The following is a 15,716-nucleotide window of genomic DNA, read 5'->3' as shown; positions in this document are numbered from 1 at the left end:
AAAGCCCGGGCAGGGACGGCACCTCCACCGGGTTGAATGTCCAAAACACCCGGAGGTTTTTCGAATCCGTCCGGGTGTTTTGGACACTCAACAGGGGGTGCGCAGACCCGGGTCCGGCCCACGCCAGGCCCCGCCCGACTTGCGCCGGACGTTTGCGCCGTAACGCCCCCGCGTCAGGCGTCGCGCTGCGCCTCGAGCCGGCGCACGCGCGGGATCACCTCGGCGGCGAACCGCTGCATCTCGGGAAGATGCGGCGAGAACTGCAGCAGCAGCGTCGAGACGCCGACGTTCGCGAACTCCACGATGCGCTCGGCGACCTGGTCGGGCGTGCCGACGAGGTTCGGCCGCAGGCCGCGGTTCGACACCGAGTACTCCTTGAGGTCGACCTGGGTGTCCAGCTTCGACTTGCTCACGAAGTCCTGGTACGAGCCGTAGGCCGCTCCCCCGCGCACGTCGGTGATGCGGTCGATCTCGGCCTGCGCCTCGTCTTCGGTGTCGCGCACCACGGCATACGCCGCCATGCCGAAGGCCTCGAACGGCGTCGCTCCGGCCTCGGCGCGTCGGCGGCGCATGTCGGCGACTTTCGTCTCGAGCTCCTCGAGGGTTCCGCCGTGCGTGAGGTACGCGTCGGCGAAGCGCGTGATCGCCGTGCGGCCGGCTTCGCTCTCGCCGCCGGCGTACAAGCGCGGCTGCACTTGCGGCTTGGGCTCGGTATACGTGCCCTCGGTGCGGTAGTACTCCCCCTCGTACGCGAAGGGCGTCTGCGACCAGAGACCGCGCAGCACCTCCACCCACTCGATCGTGCGCGCGTACCGGTCGTCGTGCGCGCTGAAGAGCCCCTCGTACTGCTTGGCCTCTTCTGCCCACCACGCCGACACGACGTTGAGGGTGAAACGGCCGCCGCTGATCTCGTCGATCGTCGCGGCCTGCTTCGCGGTGTGGAACGGGTTGTGGAAACCCGGACGCACGGCCGTCATGAGCTCCAGCGACGACGTGACCGCGGCCAGTCCCGCCGTCACCGCCCACGCGTCGAGCGACGGAGCCTCGACGCCTTTGATGTCGTTGAGGTTGAGCTCGGGAATGAGCGTGAGGTCGAACCCGCCCTCTTCCGCAGCCCGCGCGATGTCGGCGATGTGGGCGAACGACACGGGGGTCTGCTCGTCGTCGACGTTGCGCAACCATCCGCCGAAGATGGGGGTCCAGTAGCCGAAACGCACGCGCTGGGGGGAGGTCATGGCTCCATCCTCACCCGGCGACCGTCGCCCGGCGTCACGCGACGAAACGGTCCGTCATATGTCGTTGACCGATGCCCGAAGCGATGCGAGGTTGGCCGGGTTCCGATCCGCGAGGAGGACCCCATGACCGATTCCACTCCCACCCACGAGCCGCTGAAGTTCGCCTACTGGGTGCCCAACGTCAGCGGCGGGCTCGTCATCAGTTCGATCGAGCAGCGCACCGACTGGGGCTACGACTACAACGTGAAGCTCGCGCAGACGGCCGAGCGCGTGGGATTCGAGTACGCCCTCAGTCAGGTGCGCTACGCCTCGAGCTACGGCGCTGCCCAGCAGCACGAGTCCACCTCGATCAGCCTCGCTCTGCTGCTCGCGACCGAGAAGCTCAAGGTCATCTCGGCCATCCACCCGGGCATCTGGCATCCGGCGGTTCTGGCCAAGTTCATCAACACGGCCGACCAGTTCTCGCACGGCCGGGCCGCCGTCAACGTCGTCAGCGGGTGGTTCAAGGACGAGTACACCGACCTCGGTCTCGAGTGGCTCGAGCACGACGAACGGTACGAGCGGGCAGCGGAATTCATCCAGGTGCTTCGCGGCTTGTGGACGCAGGAGAAGTTCTCGTTCCACGGCAAGTACTACGACATCACCGATTTCACGCTTCGGCCGTTTCCGTACGAGGTGCCGGGCCGGGCGCACCCCGACATCTTCCAGGGCGGCAATTCCACGGCCGCTCGCTTCAACGGTGGCGCATTCTCGGATTGGTATTTCTCGAACGGCAAGGACTTCGACGGGTTCACCGAGCAGTACGACGACGTCACCCGCATCGCGGCGGAGCACGGTCGGCGCACCCGGTTCGGCCTGAACGGGTTCGTCATTCAGCGAGACAGCCGTGCCGAGGCGGAGGCGCAGCTGCGTGAGATCATCGCCCACGCCGATTCGGGCGCGGTCGAGGGGTTCCGCAAGAGCGTGCAGGAGGCGGGTAACGCGACCGCGGACAAGAAGGGCATGTGGGCGGACTCGAGCGTCGACGATCTCGTGCAGTACAACGACGGTTTCCGCACGCAGCTCTTCGGCGACGCGCAGCAGATTGCCGAGCGGATCATCGAATACAAGAAGCGTGGCGTCGACCTGTTCTTGCTGGGGTTCCTTCATTTCCAGGAGGAGCTGGAGCTCTTCGGCGAGACCGTGATACCGATCGTGCGCGAGCTCGAGGCGGATCTGATCAGGAGCGGCGACCCCGTGACCGCGGCGCGATGACGCGTATGCCGTAAGGCGTATACGGTGCTGGACGTCACGGCGGGTGACGGGGTCGGCGGCGAGGCGGTGAGTGCTTTGCTTCCCCGCGGGCCGGAACTCAGTCGCACGTTCGTTGAGTTTCGGTCTCGTAAATATGCGCGCAAGGGCTTTGTGAGTGGCGGGAATCGGACTTAGATGTCCGAAGGAATGCGGCATTTGTCGCAATCAACACTTCAGAGCAGAGGTACAACATGACACTGCACAACAGTGGCCGCGGCCGACTCGGCCTCGCTCTCGGCGCGCTCGGTGCGTCGACCCTCGTCCTGGCAGGCTGCACGACCACGACCGGAGGCAGCTCCTCCGACGGCGGCTCGACCGACCCGCTCGTCATCGGCACCACCGACAAGATCACCTCGATCGACCCGGCCGGCTCGTACGACAACGGCTCGTTCGCCGTCATGACGCAGATCTACCCCTTCCTCATGAACAGCCAGTACGGCACGTCGGAGGTCACTCCCGACATCGCCGAGTCGGCCGAGTTCACTTCGCCGACCGAGTACACGGTCACGCTCAAGTCGGGCCTGAAGTTCGCGAACGGTCACGACCTGACCTCGTCCGACGTGAAGTTCTCGTTCGACCGCCAGGTCGCGATCAACGACCCGAACGGTCCCGCATCGCTGCTGGGCAACCTCGACAGCGTCGCCACCCCCGACGACACCACGGTCGTCTTCACCCTGAAGAACGGCAACGACCAGGTCTGGCCTCAGATCCTCTCGAGCCCCGCCGCGCCGATCGTCGACGAAGAGGTCTTCTCGGCCACCGCCGTCACCTCCGACGACACCATCGTCGAGGGCAAGGCCTTCGCCGGTCAGTACACGATCGACTCGTACAAGCCCAACGAGCTCATCTCGTACAAGCCGTACGCCGATTACATGGGGTCGCTGCCCAAGGCCGCCAACGGCGGCATCTCGACCAAGTACTACGCCGACTCCTCGAACCTCAAGCTCGACGTGCAGTCGGGTGCGATCGACGTCGCCTACCGCAGCCTGAGCGCGACCGACGTCGCCGACCTGCAGAAGGACGACGCGGTCAAGGTCGTCGACGGCCCCGGCGGCGAGATCCGCTACATCGTCTTCAACTTCGACACCATGCCGTACGGCACGAAGACGGCCGACGCCGACCCCGCCAAGTCGCTCGCGATCCGTCAGGCCGCCGCCGACCTCGTCGACCGCCAGGCCATTGCGACCGACGTCTACAAAGACACGTACTCGCCGCTGTACTCCTACGTGCCGCAGGGTCTCGCGGGTGCCAACGAGGCGCTCAAGGACATGTATGGCGACGGCCAGGGCAAGCCCGACGCCGCCAAGGCCAAGGCGACCCTCGAGGCCGCCGGGCTTACGACGCCCGTCACGCTGAACCTGCAGTACAACGGCGACCACTACGGCCCTTCGTCGGGTGACGAGTACGCCGCGGTCAAGGCACAGCTCGAGAAGGACGGCCTGTTCACGGTCAACCTCGCGCAGACCGAGTGGGTGCAGTACACGAAGGACCGCAAGGCCGACGCCTACCCCGCTTACCAGCTTGGTTGGTTCCCCGACTACTCGGATGCCGACAACTACCTCACACCGTTCTTCTCCAAGGACAACTTCCTGCTGAACCACTACGACAACGCGGACGTCCAGAAGCTGCTCGTCGACCAGGCGACGCAGACCGACAAGACCACGCGTGAGTCGGAGATCGGCGAGATCCAGGACAAGGTGGCCGCCGACCTCTCGACGCTGCCGCTGCTCCAGGGTAAGCAGGTCGCAATCGTGGGCTCGAGCGTCGAGGGCGCCGTTCTCGACGGGTCCTTCAAGTTCCGTTACGCACCGCTGCACAAGTAAGACCGAAGCGGCGCCTCGCGCGATCGCGCGCCCGGCGACCGAGGGTCACGAACCCTCGGTCGCCGGGCGAGAGCGGAGCGATGAGGCGCCGTTCCCCCTGTGAGTAAGGTCTCTCCCGTATGGTCACTGCCGTCGACGCTGCCGACATCGCCAAACCCGTCGCTCCCAAGGGCGGAGGACTCTGGCGCTACATCCTGGTCCGTCTGCTCTTGATCATCCCGACGGTGTTCATCCTCGTCACCGTGGTGTTCGTGCTCATGCGCATCACCGGCGACCCGATCACCGCCGCCCTCGGCGGCCGTCTTCCCCCCGATCAGCTCGCGGAGCGCATCGCGCAGGCCGGGTACGACCGCCCGCTGATCGTGCAGTACTTCGAGTACATCGGCGGGATCCTCCGCGGCGACTTCGGCACCACGCTCACCGACAACCGTCCGGTGATCGAGATCCTGCTGCAGTACGGATCCGCCACTCTCGAGCTCGCGATCTACGCGCTCTTCGTGGCGCTGCTCATCGGCATCCCGTTCGGCCTGCTCGCCGCCTACAAGCGCGACCGCTGGCCCGACGCGACCCTGCGCATCGGGGCGATCCTCGGGTATGCGACGCCCATCTTCTTCGTCGGGCTCCTGCTCAAGCTCGTCTTCTCGGTGTGGCTGAGCGTCCTGCCGGTCGCCGGACGCGCGAGCACCCGCACCGAGCTGAAGTTCGCCTCGATCGAGAACCCCACCGGCATCTACCTGCTCGACGCGATCCGCCTCGGCGACGGAGCGGCCGCGGGAGACGTGCTGATCCACGCGATCCTGCCCGGCGTGGCTCTCGGCATCCTGACCGCGGGGATCTTCCTCCGCCTGGTCCGCACGAACGTGATCGGCACGCTGGGCGCCCAGTACGTCACCTCGGCTCGTTCTCGCGGCGTGGGGGAGTACCGCCTGGTCACCAAGCACGCCTACCGCCCGGCGCTCATCCCGATCATCACCGTGATCGGTCTGCAGATCGCCCTGCTGCTGTCGGGCGCCGTGCTGACCGAGACCACCTTCGAGTGGAAGGGCCTCGGCTTCATGCTCAGCGAGTACCTGAAGGCGCGCGACTTCGTCGCCGTCCAGGGGATCGTCGTGATCATCGCCGTGCTGGTCGCCTTCACCAACTTCCTGGTCGACGTCATCGCGGCGATCATCGACCCGCGAGTGAGGTACTGACATGTCGGATGCCATCACCCCCACCCTCTCCGACGACAGCGTGACCGTGCGCAAGGTCCCCCTGCGCGACCGCCTGCCGGTCATCTCGCATCTGCGGCGCAGTGTCGGCCTCCAGCGCACCATGCTGGTGCTCGGCCTCCTCATCACCGCCGTCTTCCTACTGACGGCGCTGTTCGCCCCGTTGCTGGCGCCCTACGGGTTCGCGCAGCAGGAGGCGGACGGCGTCAAGTTCGGGACGCAACAGGCGCCGAGTGCGATGAACCTGCTCGGCACGACCGTCGGCGGCTACGACGTGCTTTCGCGCGTGATCTGGGGAGCGCAGACCGCTCTGCTGGTGATCCTGTGCGCGATCGCGTTCTCGATCTTCCTGGGTATCTTCTTGGGCCTGGTCGGCGGCTACTTCGGCGGCTGGTTGGACCGCATCCTGGTCGTTCTGTGCGATGCGATCTACGCCTTTCCCTCGCTGCTGCTCGCGATCGTGATGTCGATCGCGATCACGAAGGGCCAGTCGACGCTGTGGGGCGGCATCCTCGCCACCGCCATCTCGATCACGGTGGTCTTCGTGCCGCAGTACTTCCGGGTGATCCGCGCCGAGGTGGTGCGGGTCAAGGCCGAGCCCTTCGTCGAGTCGGCGCGCGTGATTGGGGTGCCGACCGGTCGCATCCTGCTCCGTCACGTGCTGCGCAACTCGACCCGTTCCTTGCCGGTCGTCGTGACCCTCAACGCCTCCGAGGCACTGCTGACCCTCGCGGGCCTCGGCTTCCTCGGGTTCGGAATCGAGGCCACCGCCGCCGCCGAGTGGGGCTACGACCTCAACCGTTCGGTGAGCGACGTGACCAGCGGCATCTGGTGGACCGCCATCCCGCCGGGAGTCGCGATCGTGCTCGCCGTGCTCGGCATCACCCTCGTGGGCGAGAGCCTCAACGATCTCAGCGACCCGCGTCTGCGCACGCGCCGCCGCGCCGGTCGGGCACCTGCGCCCGTGACCGCGGTCGACCCGTCGACGGCTCCCGCCGAGGCTCGCGCCACGGCCGCCCCCGCCGGGCCCCCGGCATCCGCCCCCTCCGATGGGAGCCCCTCATGACCGGCACCACCGCCCCCGTCGCCCGGATCGACGACCTGCGCGTCACCTTCGCCACCGACGGCGAGCCGGTCTCGGCGATCAACGGGATCTCGCTCGAAGCCCACGCCGGCGAAGTGCTCGCCATCGTGGGCGAGTCGGGCTCGGGCAAGACCGTGACCGCGAACACGCTGCTGGGGCTGCTGCCCGAGACGGCCACGCTCTCGGGCGCCGTCATCGTGCGCGGCCGCGACGGCGACCAGACCGACATCGTGCACGCGACCCGCGCCCAGCTGCGCGAAATGCGCGGGCGCGACGCCGCCATGGTGTTCCAGGAGCCCTCCACCGCGCTCAACCCCGTCTACACCGTGGGCTGGCAGATCGCCGAGGGACTCCGCTCGCACGAGAAGCTGTCGAAGGCCGAGGCGAAGACCAGGGCCGTCGACATCCTGCGCCGCGTCGGCATCCCCGACCCCGAGAAGCGCGTCGACGACTACCCGCACCAGTTCTCGGGCGGGCAGAAGCAGCGCGTGGTCATCGCGATGGCGCTCGTGCTCAACGCCGGCCTGATCATCGCCGACGAGCCGACCACGGCTCTCGACGTGACGGTGCAGGCCGAGATCCTCGATCTGCTGCGCACCTGCCGTGACGAGTTCGGCGCGACGATCGTGCTCATCACCCACAACATGGGCGTCGTGGCCGACCTCGCCGACCGCGTGATCGTCATGTACCGCGGCGACATCGTCGAGCAGGCGCCCGTGCGCGAGCTCTTCGCTTCCCCGCAGCAGGCGTACACGCGCGAGCTGCTGGCCGCCGTGCCGCACGTCGGTCGCGGCAAGAGCGCCCATCAGTCTCTCGAGACCGCGGCACCGACCTCGCCGCCCGAGGGCAGCCTGGTCGTCGCCGAGAAGGTCGAGATCGGGTACCCGGGCCGCTTCGGTTCATCGGGGGTCGTCGCCGTGAAGGGCGTCGACTTCTGGATCGAGCCAGGCGAGGTGCTCGGCCTGGTGGGCGAATCGGGCTCGGGCAAGACGACGATCGGTCGCGCGATGGTCGGGCTGACCTCCGTGGTCGGCGGGTCGCTGAAGGTGCTCGGCACCGAGATGCGCGGCGCGAAGCCCCGCACGCTCGCCAAGACCCGCCCCGACATCGGGTTCGTCTTCCAAGACCCGGCCACGAGCTTTAACCCGTTGCTCACGATCGCGGAGTGCATCGCCGAGCCGCTCGTCGTGCACCGTCGCGTCTCGGGAGCCCGCGCGGCGCGCACTCGCGTGAACGAACTCCTGGATGCCGTGCAGCTGCCGACCGCGTTCGGCGACCGCTACCCGCATGAGCTGTCGGGCGGTCAGCGCCAGCGCGCCTCGCTCGCCCGCGCCCTCGCGCTCGACCCCAAGCTGCTGATCGCCGATGAGCCGACGTCGGCGCTCGACGTGTCGGTGCAGGCGCGCGTGCTGCAGCTGTTCGCGCAGCTGCAGGCGGAGTTCGGCTTCGCGTGTCTGTTCATCAGTCACGACCTGGCCGTCGTCGACGAGGTCGCCGACCGCGTCGTCGTGCTGCAGCAGGGCGTGATCCGCGAGCAGGGCACGACCGTCCAGGTGCTCACCGAGCCGCGCGACGACTACACCAAGCGCCTGCTGGTGTCGCTGCCCGTGCCCGACCCGGTCGAGCAAGAGAGCCGCCGCGAACTCTGGCGGTCGACCCGCGGGGTCTGACCGCAGCCGCCGCATTGCCGGGCCCGCCCCGTGCGGGCTCCCACGTGGACACCGCGACCGTCACGCTCGCCGTCAACGAGGGGGACTGGGAGAAGTGGACCTCACCGTGATGCACGCCCTCACTCGACGATGGATCGAGAGTGTGCCGAATGCTCCGCTGCACCCCGATCATCGACTGGGTGAACTCCGGGATTACGCTCGCGTACATATTGCGACGGCGTCGTCTTCGGCGGGAATCGCGGGACTCGGGGAACTGATGTGGCTCACGGGCCCCGAACCTCGCGCGCGTGTCGGTGAGGAGTCGGCCAGCCTGCTCTCGTGTGGGGAGCTTCTACCCGACCGTCGACACTCTGATGATGAGCCGCGCCACGTTCGACACGGTCTCGGCGTTCGCCGAATGGCCGTTCGCTGACAACGCCTCATCGTGCTCAGTACGACACTGGTCGCGAGTACGCACGTGAGCGTCGTGCGCGCCTTCGAGGAAGCGCGAGTCGCCCTCGGGGAGTGGGGGCCGGGCGTGTTTACATCGACGGCGGGAGAACGATTCAGTCCTTCCTCTCAGCCGGCCTCGTCGACAAGACCACCGTCTCGATAGCTCCCATCCTTCTCGGTCGAGGGAGCCGCCTCGTCGCCGAGCTCGACAGCGACGTTCTCCTGACCCTTCGCGGCCACCACGCGACTGAAGGGCGTAAGAATCTCGTTCTCCATCTCCATCTCCGGCACCCGCAACCGGCGCCGCAACTCGACCAGTTCCTCGTGCTCGTCGGACAACAGACCCGGCTTGCGACCAGAGTCGACGGCGTCCTTCAGTTGCCGAAGCACGACTCGCTGATCCCGAGATTGCGAGCGGTCTGGCCAACGGGTTTGCCGCTGGCGACCACACCCAGGGCTCGACGTCGCAACTCCGGCGGGTGGGCAACTGCAGGTCACTGCCCCCTAGACCCAAAACGCTCCATTTCAAACCGTTTTAGGTGCTAAGGTCCTGGTCCGGGACTCCCCACACGTCCCCGCCCACCTGACAACCCGCGCAAGGTACTGCTGGCCCGGATACACGCGCTCTGCAACCCTGTCCACAGTTGCGTGGGTAGCCCTACTTCACCCATGCCCTAGGAAACTAATGAACCGAACTTCACCGTCGCGGAAGCGCCTACGCGCCCTCTCGATTCTTGCCTCGGCGGCGTTGGCATCAGTTGTCATCACAGGCGTAGTGGCACCGGATACCAGAACGGGTGCGTGGTTCACGGCCGACAAGAGCCTTTCCGGCAATCAGCTGACCGCTGCAACGCTAGGCGCCCCGGCCAATCTCGCCATCACCACTAACAGTTCAGGCGGGAACGTGGTGTCCTGGTCTTCCGCCGCATCACAGACGTGGGCTCAAGCCAATAACGTCTCTTCGGGGATCACCTACACCGTTCAGCGCACCCTGCCCAACCAGACTGCGACGACGATGTACACCGGCAGCGCGCAGTCCTACACCGACGCGTCCTCTTCGCCCTCTATGAAGCAATTCACCCAAGTTTCTGCAGGCGTGGATCATGCCCTGGCACTCGCCCAGGATGGATCAGTATGGGCGTGGGGAACGGGAAACAACGGACAACTCGGCACCGGCAACACGTACGACTCGACCCTTCCGATTCGGGTTATCCTCCCCCGCAAAGCAAAACAGGTCGAGGCTTCGACCCGCAATTCGTTAGCTCTTCTCGAAGATGGTTCCGTCTGGGGCTGGGGACGCAACCCGTATGGAGAATTGGGCGACGGATCAACCACAACACGGTTTAGTCCTGTAAAAGTAGTTTTTCCGGACGGTGTCACCATCGGAAAACTCGCCGAGATGAACCGTGCGCAATACGCAAGCTACGCAATCACCACGACCGGGAAACTCTATTCCTGGGGGCACAATGACAAATACCAGCTGGGCCTGAACGACACGACAGATCGGGTATACCCAACTCTCGTTCCGGGCGTCACCGTCAAGGCCGTTTCTGCCGGCGCGGACCACGCCGCCGCCTTGAGCACTGGCGGGGACATCCTGGCGTGGGGTGACGGCTCAAAACGTCAGCTAGGCCGAAACTCTACGGTGAGAACGAAGCCGACGGTCGTGTCATTCCAAGGTCAAGTGGGGGCGAACGGCTTTCAGAGCGTGTCATCCGGATCGTATTTTGTCCTCGCGCAGGATTACGACGGACGCGTTTGGACCTGGGGAACCGTTGCTGAGTACTACACCGCGACAATAATCACTCCAGAAGTCGCTGTATCCGGGGGATTTAGTTTCATTCAGGGGGGACCATCCACCGCGTGCGCTAAGAGCTACGATTCACGTGTGCTGTGTTGGGGATCTAATCAGAACGGCCTCCTGATGGACGGCACGACGACATGGAGCGAGGCCCCTGTGGTCGCCACATCTGCAACATCGAAGAATGTTACCTCGCTCAGCTTTTCGGGATTAGCTGTTATGGCTACCGTGCAGCCCGATTCTATTCCTGGAACGAACATTTGGGCTTGGGGCGCCACTCTGCGCGGTAATGGGGAAAACGCGGAGGTCACCACCCCCACCCAGGTGAGCGGCCCGGGCGGGTGTCTCTCAGGTCTGAGTCTCAGGAGTGGCTACTGCGCTCCGCCCTCCGGTACGCAGTACTCCGTGACCTACACCTACGCCGGGTGGAAGTCTGGCGTGGCCCGGGCCACAACCAACTATTGACAACCCGGGCTTATGATAGTCGGTTAAGTACGCCTCGGCTCGGGACCGAATTTTCCGAGACTTCGCGGTCTCAGCCGCTCCACGTGATCAATCGGTAGAAGTACCTGACATACCCTGTCTGAATGGCTTACCCCACCGAACCCCGAAAGTACAAAACGTTCCACGAACTGGACCCTTCCCAGATCGTTCATCTACGTCATGTCGGCGAGGACGAAACTGCCGAACCCGAATACGTTGATGCCGCGTATCAGGGTGGCGCGGGCGGAAACCCGGTAACCGGGAAGTTCTTTGTACCTGCGGAGGGACGCACGATTACCGTCAGCGAAGCTCAATACGTGGCGTGGTCCCGCCACTCAGGTCGACACGGCTGGCGGAAGTAACAGCCAACGTCGTACGCCCGTTCGACGGTTCAGCGATCCACTCCGCGGCTGCCTCTGCGTGTCTTAGTGCGGTGACTCGTGCAGGATGCGCGTCATCAGCCGAAACCGGGGTGACCCTCATCGCCCGAGCACGACCGACAGCACCCAGAATCCGCCGAAGAACACCACAACCACTATCGATACCCACGAGATCCCTCGTTTCAAGCGCCGCCCCTCGCGGGCCACGCCGGCGGGCGGCGGGGTGAGCAGGGGGGCGCCCTGGACGGTGGCCCCCGGGATACCGGATGCCACGGCCCCGGCCGTCTCTTGGGTGAGCCGCTCATCGTGCCACCGCGCCCACTGCGCGAGCTTCTCGTCGATCGCGTCGACCGTGGCGAACAACCACCGCCAGGTCGCGGCATCCAGGGTCACCAGGTCGCGCTTGGCGTAAAGGAACAGCCAGTCGTCGACGATCTCGACGTCGAGCGCCGCGGCGTTGTCGACGAACCGCGCCATGACGTCCGGGGTGAAGAGGTACAGCGCGTCGCGCTCGTACCCCTCGGGGCAGTACAGGGCGAAGTGCCTGTCGAAGTCGCCCTCGAGGCTGAGTCGCTGGTCACGACCGAACGTGATGGGCAGGTTCGAGCCGCCGAACAGACCGTTGTTGCCCACGGCATCCAGCACGATGTGGGGGAGCGGGGTGTCGAGCCGCAGCGCGACATAGCCCCAGCGGTGCGTCTGCTTGTTCTTCCCCGACCCGGTTTCGTAGGTGTAGTTGGCAACCTCGAGAGAGCGCGGCTGCTCTCGCCGCATCACGTCGTGCAGCTCCTGATTGCGGCCGAGGTCGAAGATCATGCCCGGGCGGCGGGGGTTCGAGAATCCCGGATGCCACGTCATGTCGTTCGCGCTCGCGAAGAGGCTCAGCCGGTAGCGGCGTGCCGCGGCCCCGCCGACCGCGCGGATGAACGCCCACGCCAGGAAGCCGACGATGGCGAGAACGAGGACGAAGGGAAGGAGGGCGACGGGATTGCCGCTGTCGCGCGTGAACGCTCGGGTGACGATCGTCGCGATGGTCGGGACGAGGATGAGCGCGGCCACGATCCCCACGAACGCGAACACGATGATCGCGAACGCGCGGCTCTGCAGCATCCCCTTCTCGCGCAGCGCCTTACTGAAGGCACGGACCTTCGCGCGGTCGATCGGCTGGGTCAGGGCGGTGGTGTCGACGGTCATGCTCACTGTGCCAAGAAGAAGAGGAAGCCGGCCGCGAAGGCGACGAGCGGGATGACGATGAGGGACCCGGCCACGACGAGCAGGGCGATGAGCCAGGCGTTGCTGCGTTTGAGCCTCTGACCGGGAGGGGCGACTCCGACCGGCGCGGGGGTGAACGTCATCGGCAGGGGCGCGGGTGCCGGCGCCGCGGCTGTCGGTGCAACGGCTCCCGGCGCCGCGGCGACCGGAACGGGTCGCGGCGCGGGAGCCGCCTCCTGCAGCCGGTCGTCGCGCCACCGCGCCCACTGGTCGAGCTTGTCGAGCAGCGCCGAGACGACCGCGAACGCCCACGCCCACCGGGCCGGGTCGGTCGTCGAGAGCTCCTCGGGCGAGTAGAGGAACATCCAGTCGTCGACGATCTCGACCTCGAGAGCCGAGGCGTTGTCGATGAAGCGCGCCATGACGTCGGGGGTGAAGAGGTACAGCGCGTCGCGCTCGTAGCCCTCGGGGCACGACAGGTGGAAGTACCTATCGAAGTCGCCCTCGAGGCTCAGGCGCTGTCCGCGCTCCCAGAGGCCGAGTTTCACGCCGTTGCCCACGGCATCCAGGACGATATGGGGAAGAGGAACGTCGAGCCGGATCGCGATGTATCCCCAGCGCGAGGTGTGCGTGTTCTTGCCGTCGCTCGTCGTGTAGGCGTAGTTGCCGATCTCGACGAACCGCGGCTCGCGTCCGCGCAGGATGTCGTAGCCGGTGCGGTCGCTGCCGATGCCGAACAGCACACCCGGAAGAGGAGGAGCGGGCACCGCGGGCACGTACTCCATGCCCACGTCGCGGCTGAACCCCGCGAGCCGGAAACGGCGGTCCTCCTGCGTCCGCTGGGTCTTCTGCCCCACGAACCAGGCCAGGGCGAGCCCGCCGAGGCCCAAGCCGATGGGGATGAGGAAGAGGACGCCCAGAATGATCGATCCCTCGCGCAGGAACGGCGACAGCACGACCGCGAGCACGATGATGACGACGCCGACCCCGCCGATGAACGCCAGTGCGATGGCGTAGGCGGCGATCGCCGCGCCCGTCCCGGGGAGCTTCCCCTCGGTTCGGAGCTGCGCCGTGAACGCCTTGGCGGCCCGTGGGTCGGGCGGCGTGAGCAACGCCCGCGCGTCGAATGGTCGGATCCCTGCCATGCGGCCCCCCGCCGTCGTCTGGTCACGTCCACGCTACTCAGGTCCGATTCCTCGGTGCCACCGGCATCCGTTAGACTACGAAGGTTGTCCGGCTACGCCCATGCGCGTGTGAGCCCGCGACGACGTGCAACACACCCTCCTGCTGCCGGGAAATGCCCGTCAGCCGTTCTAGTCCGAAGGAGGTGGGTTAGTGACGCACCAGTACGAACTCATGGTCATCTTCGATCCCGAGGTCGACGAGCGCCAGGTCGCTCCGAAGCTCGACGGATTCCTCAAGGTCATCACGGCCGATGGGGGAACCATCGACAAGATCGACATCTGGGGCCGCCGTCGTCTCGCCTACGAGATCCGCAAGAAGAACGAGGGCATCTACGCCGTCGTCAACTTCGTCGCGACCAGCGAGGCCACGAACGAGCTCGACCGTCAGCTGAAGCTGAACGAGCAGATCATGCGCACCAAGGTCCTCCGTGCCGAGGAAGCGATCGCTCAGGTCGCCGCCGAAGCCAAGCGCTCCGAGGAGAAGGCCGCTCGCAAGGCTGCCGCTCCCCGCAAGGTCGAGTCCGCCGAGAAGGCTGCGAAGTAACGACGATGGCCGGCGAAACCGTCATCACCGTTGTGGGCAACCTCACGGCCGACCCCGAGCTGCGGTACACGCAGAACGGGCTGCCGGTCGCGAACTTCACCATCGCGTCGACTCCCCGCACGTTCGACCGTCAGGCGAACGAGTGGAAAGACGGCGAGGCGTTGTTCCTGCGCGCCTCGGTGTGGCGCGAATTCGCCGAGCACGTCGCCGGTTCGCTGACGAAGGGCAGCCGTGTCATCGCGACCGGTCGCCTGAAGCAGCGTTCCTACCAGGACCGCGAGGGCAACAACCGTACCTCCATCGAACTCGAAGTCGATGAGATCGGCCCCTCGCTCCGCTACGCGACCGCCCAGGTCACCCGAGCCGCCGGTGGCGGTAACGGTGGCGGCGGTGGCGGTCAGCGCCCGCAGGTGCAGCAGTCGAACGACGAGCCGTGGTCGACCCCCGGCTCGAACAACGGCGGCGGCAACAACAGCGGCGCTGACGCATGGAGCACTCCCGGCTCCTACGGCGACGACACCCCGTTCTGATCTTCGCCCCGCTCTCGAGCGAGACGACCCCCGAAATTCCGGATGCCATGCCCCGGTCCACGTGACCGGAACGGCGTCCGAACCACACGAAAGAAGGAAGCATGGCTGGAAAGGCCACTGGCGACCGCCGCAAGCCGCGGAAGGGCGCGAAGAACGCAGCCCCCGCGAAGGCGATCCGCGTCGGCGTCATCGACTACAAGGACGTCCCCACCCTCCGCAAGTTCATCTCGGAGCGCGGCAAGATCCGCGCCCGTCGTATCACCGGTGTCTCCGTGCAGGAGCAGCGTCTGATCGCCCGCGCCATCAAGAACGCGCGCGAGATGGCTCTTCTGCCCTACGCCGGCGCCGGCCGCTAAGGAGCACCCGATGGCAAAGCTGATTCTCACGAATGAGGTCACCGGGCTCGGTAGCGCCGGTGATGTTGTCGAGGTCAAGAACGGGTACGCCCGTAACTACCTCATCCCGCAGGGCTTCGCCGTGTCGTGGAGCCGTGGTGGCGAGAAGCAGGTCGCGTCGATTCGCGCCGCTCGCGAGTCCCGCGCGATCCACGACCACGAAGATGCTGTGGCCCTGAAGAACTCGCTCGAGTCGAACACCGTCAAGCTCGCCGTCAAGGCCGGCAACGAGGGTCGTCTCTTCGGTTCGGTCAAGCCCGCCGATGTCGCCGACGCCGTCAAGGCTGCCGGTCTCGGTGAGCTCGACAAGCGCAAGATCCAGATCACCTCTGCGATCAAGTCGGTCGGCGAGCACGAGGCGACCGTTCGCCTGCGCGACGACGTCACCGCCGTGATCACCCTTCAGGTGGTCGCCGCGAAGTAATTCGCGACGCACGAT

The 15,716-nt window shown here is 66.3% G+C and carries 15 protein-coding genes; 12 read left to right on the top strand and 3 right to left on the bottom strand.

All coding sequences use genetic code 11. The features are described from left to right. Positions 1-173: 173 nt before the first annotated feature. Positions 174-1,235 (bottom strand): LLM class flavin-dependent oxidoreductase, encoded by a 1,062-nt coding sequence (locus tag OVA17_RS05740; protein WP_267788776.1) that lies wholly within the window; start codon positions 1,233-1,235, stop codon positions 174-176. A gap of 123 nt (positions 1,236-1,358) precedes the next feature. Here OVA17_RS05740 and sfnG point away from each other — a divergent pair, with 123 nt between their 5' ends. The 8 genes from sfnG (at position 1,359) to OVA17_RS05700 (ending at position 11,394) form a co-directional block, all read left to right on the top strand. Further along, the gene (gene sfnG, locus OVA17_RS05735) at positions 1,359-2,489 is read left to right on the top strand and encodes a dimethylsulfone monooxygenase SfnG (RefSeq protein ID WP_210075494.1); all 1,131 of its coding nucleotides are present in this window, start codon (positions 1,359-1,361) and stop codon (positions 2,487-2,489) included. Between the two features lie 230 nt (positions 2,490-2,719). Then, complete coding sequence (locus tag OVA17_RS05730) at positions 2,720-4,351, top strand: ABC transporter substrate-binding protein (RefSeq protein ID WP_267788774.1); 1,632 nt, start codon at positions 2,720-2,722, stop codon at positions 4,349-4,351. A gap of 119 nt (positions 4,352-4,470) precedes the next feature. Further along, positions 4,471-5,544 carry an ABC transporter permease gene (locus tag OVA17_RS05725; RefSeq protein WP_210075490.1) on the top strand — a complete coding sequence of 358 codons (1,074 nt, stop codon included), beginning with the start codon at positions 4,471-4,473 and terminating at the stop codon, positions 5,542-5,544. Between the two features lies 1 nt (position 5,545). Next, positions 5,546-6,628 (top strand): ABC transporter permease, encoded by a 1,083-nt coding sequence (locus tag OVA17_RS05720; protein ID WP_267788771.1) that lies wholly within the window; start codon positions 5,546-5,548, stop codon positions 6,626-6,628. After that, the gene (locus tag OVA17_RS05715; protein ID WP_267788770.1) at positions 6,625-8,316 is read left to right on the top strand and encodes a dipeptide ABC transporter ATP-binding protein; all 1,692 of its coding nucleotides are present in this window, start codon (positions 6,625-6,627) and stop codon (positions 8,314-8,316) included. Before OVA17_RS05720 ends, OVA17_RS05715 begins: the two co-directional genes overlap by 4 nt. A 504-nt stretch (positions 8,317-8,820) precedes the next feature. Beyond that, the gene (locus OVA17_RS05710) at positions 8,821-9,294 is read left to right on the top strand and encodes a dihydrofolate reductase family protein (RefSeq protein WP_267788768.1); all 474 of its coding nucleotides are present in this window, start codon (positions 8,821-8,823) and stop codon (positions 9,292-9,294) included. Positions 9,295-9,523: 229 nt separating this feature from the next. Then, a complete protein-coding gene (locus OVA17_RS05705; RefSeq protein WP_267788766.1) occupies positions 9,524-11,014 on the top strand; it encodes an RCC1 domain-containing protein in 1,491 nt (496 codons plus the stop codon). 122 nt (positions 11,015-11,136) lie between these two features. After that, a complete protein-coding gene (locus OVA17_RS05700) occupies positions 11,137-11,394 on the top strand; it encodes a hypothetical protein (RefSeq protein ID WP_267788764.1) in 258 nt (85 codons plus the stop codon). Positions 11,395-11,511: 117 nt separating this feature from the next. On the opposite strand, the gene OVA17_RS05695 is transcribed toward OVA17_RS05700, so the two are convergent. Both OVA17_RS05695 and OVA17_RS05690 read right to left on the bottom strand, forming a co-directional pair. Next, positions 11,512-12,606, bottom strand: a complete 1,095-nt coding sequence (locus tag OVA17_RS05695) for a hypothetical protein (RefSeq protein WP_267788762.1) — start codon at positions 12,604-12,606, stop codon at positions 11,512-11,514. Between the two features lie 2 nt (positions 12,607-12,608). Continuing rightward, positions 12,609-13,769, bottom strand: a complete 1,161-nt coding sequence (locus OVA17_RS05690; protein ID WP_267788760.1) for a hypothetical protein — start codon at positions 13,767-13,769, stop codon at positions 12,609-12,611. Between the two features lie 190 nt (positions 13,770-13,959). Between OVA17_RS05690 and rpsF the strand changes: the two genes are divergently transcribed. The 4 genes from rpsF (at position 13,960) to rplI (ending at position 15,701) form a co-directional block, all read left to right on the top strand. Then, positions 13,960-14,352: a 30S ribosomal protein S6 gene (gene rpsF / locus OVA17_RS05685; protein WP_058622540.1), complete on the top strand. Its 393-nt coding sequence runs from the start codon at positions 13,960-13,962 to the stop codon at positions 14,350-14,352. 5 nt (positions 14,353-14,357) lie between these two features. Then, positions 14,358-14,882 carry a single-stranded DNA-binding protein gene (locus OVA17_RS05680; RefSeq protein ID WP_210075480.1) on the top strand — a complete coding sequence of 175 codons (525 nt, stop codon included), beginning with the start codon at positions 14,358-14,360 and terminating at the stop codon, positions 14,880-14,882. A gap of 101 nt (positions 14,883-14,983) precedes the next feature. Further along, positions 14,984-15,238 (top strand): 30S ribosomal protein S18, encoded by a 255-nt coding sequence (gene rpsR, locus OVA17_RS05675; RefSeq protein ID WP_055832386.1) that lies wholly within the window; start codon positions 14,984-14,986, stop codon positions 15,236-15,238. 10 nt (positions 15,239-15,248) lie between these two features. Next, positions 15,249-15,701, top strand: coding sequence for a 50S ribosomal protein L9 (rplI, locus tag OVA17_RS05670; protein ID WP_103207550.1), 453 nt, complete (start codon positions 15,249-15,251; stop codon positions 15,699-15,701). Positions 15,702-15,716 lie beyond the last annotated feature (15 nt).

The sequence above is a fragment of the Microbacterium sp. SL75 genome (assembly GCF_026625865.1).
Classification (GTDB): Bacteria; Actinomycetota; Actinomycetes; order Actinomycetales; family Microbacteriaceae; genus Microbacterium.
This window is presented reverse-complemented; position numbering and strand designations above follow the sequence as displayed.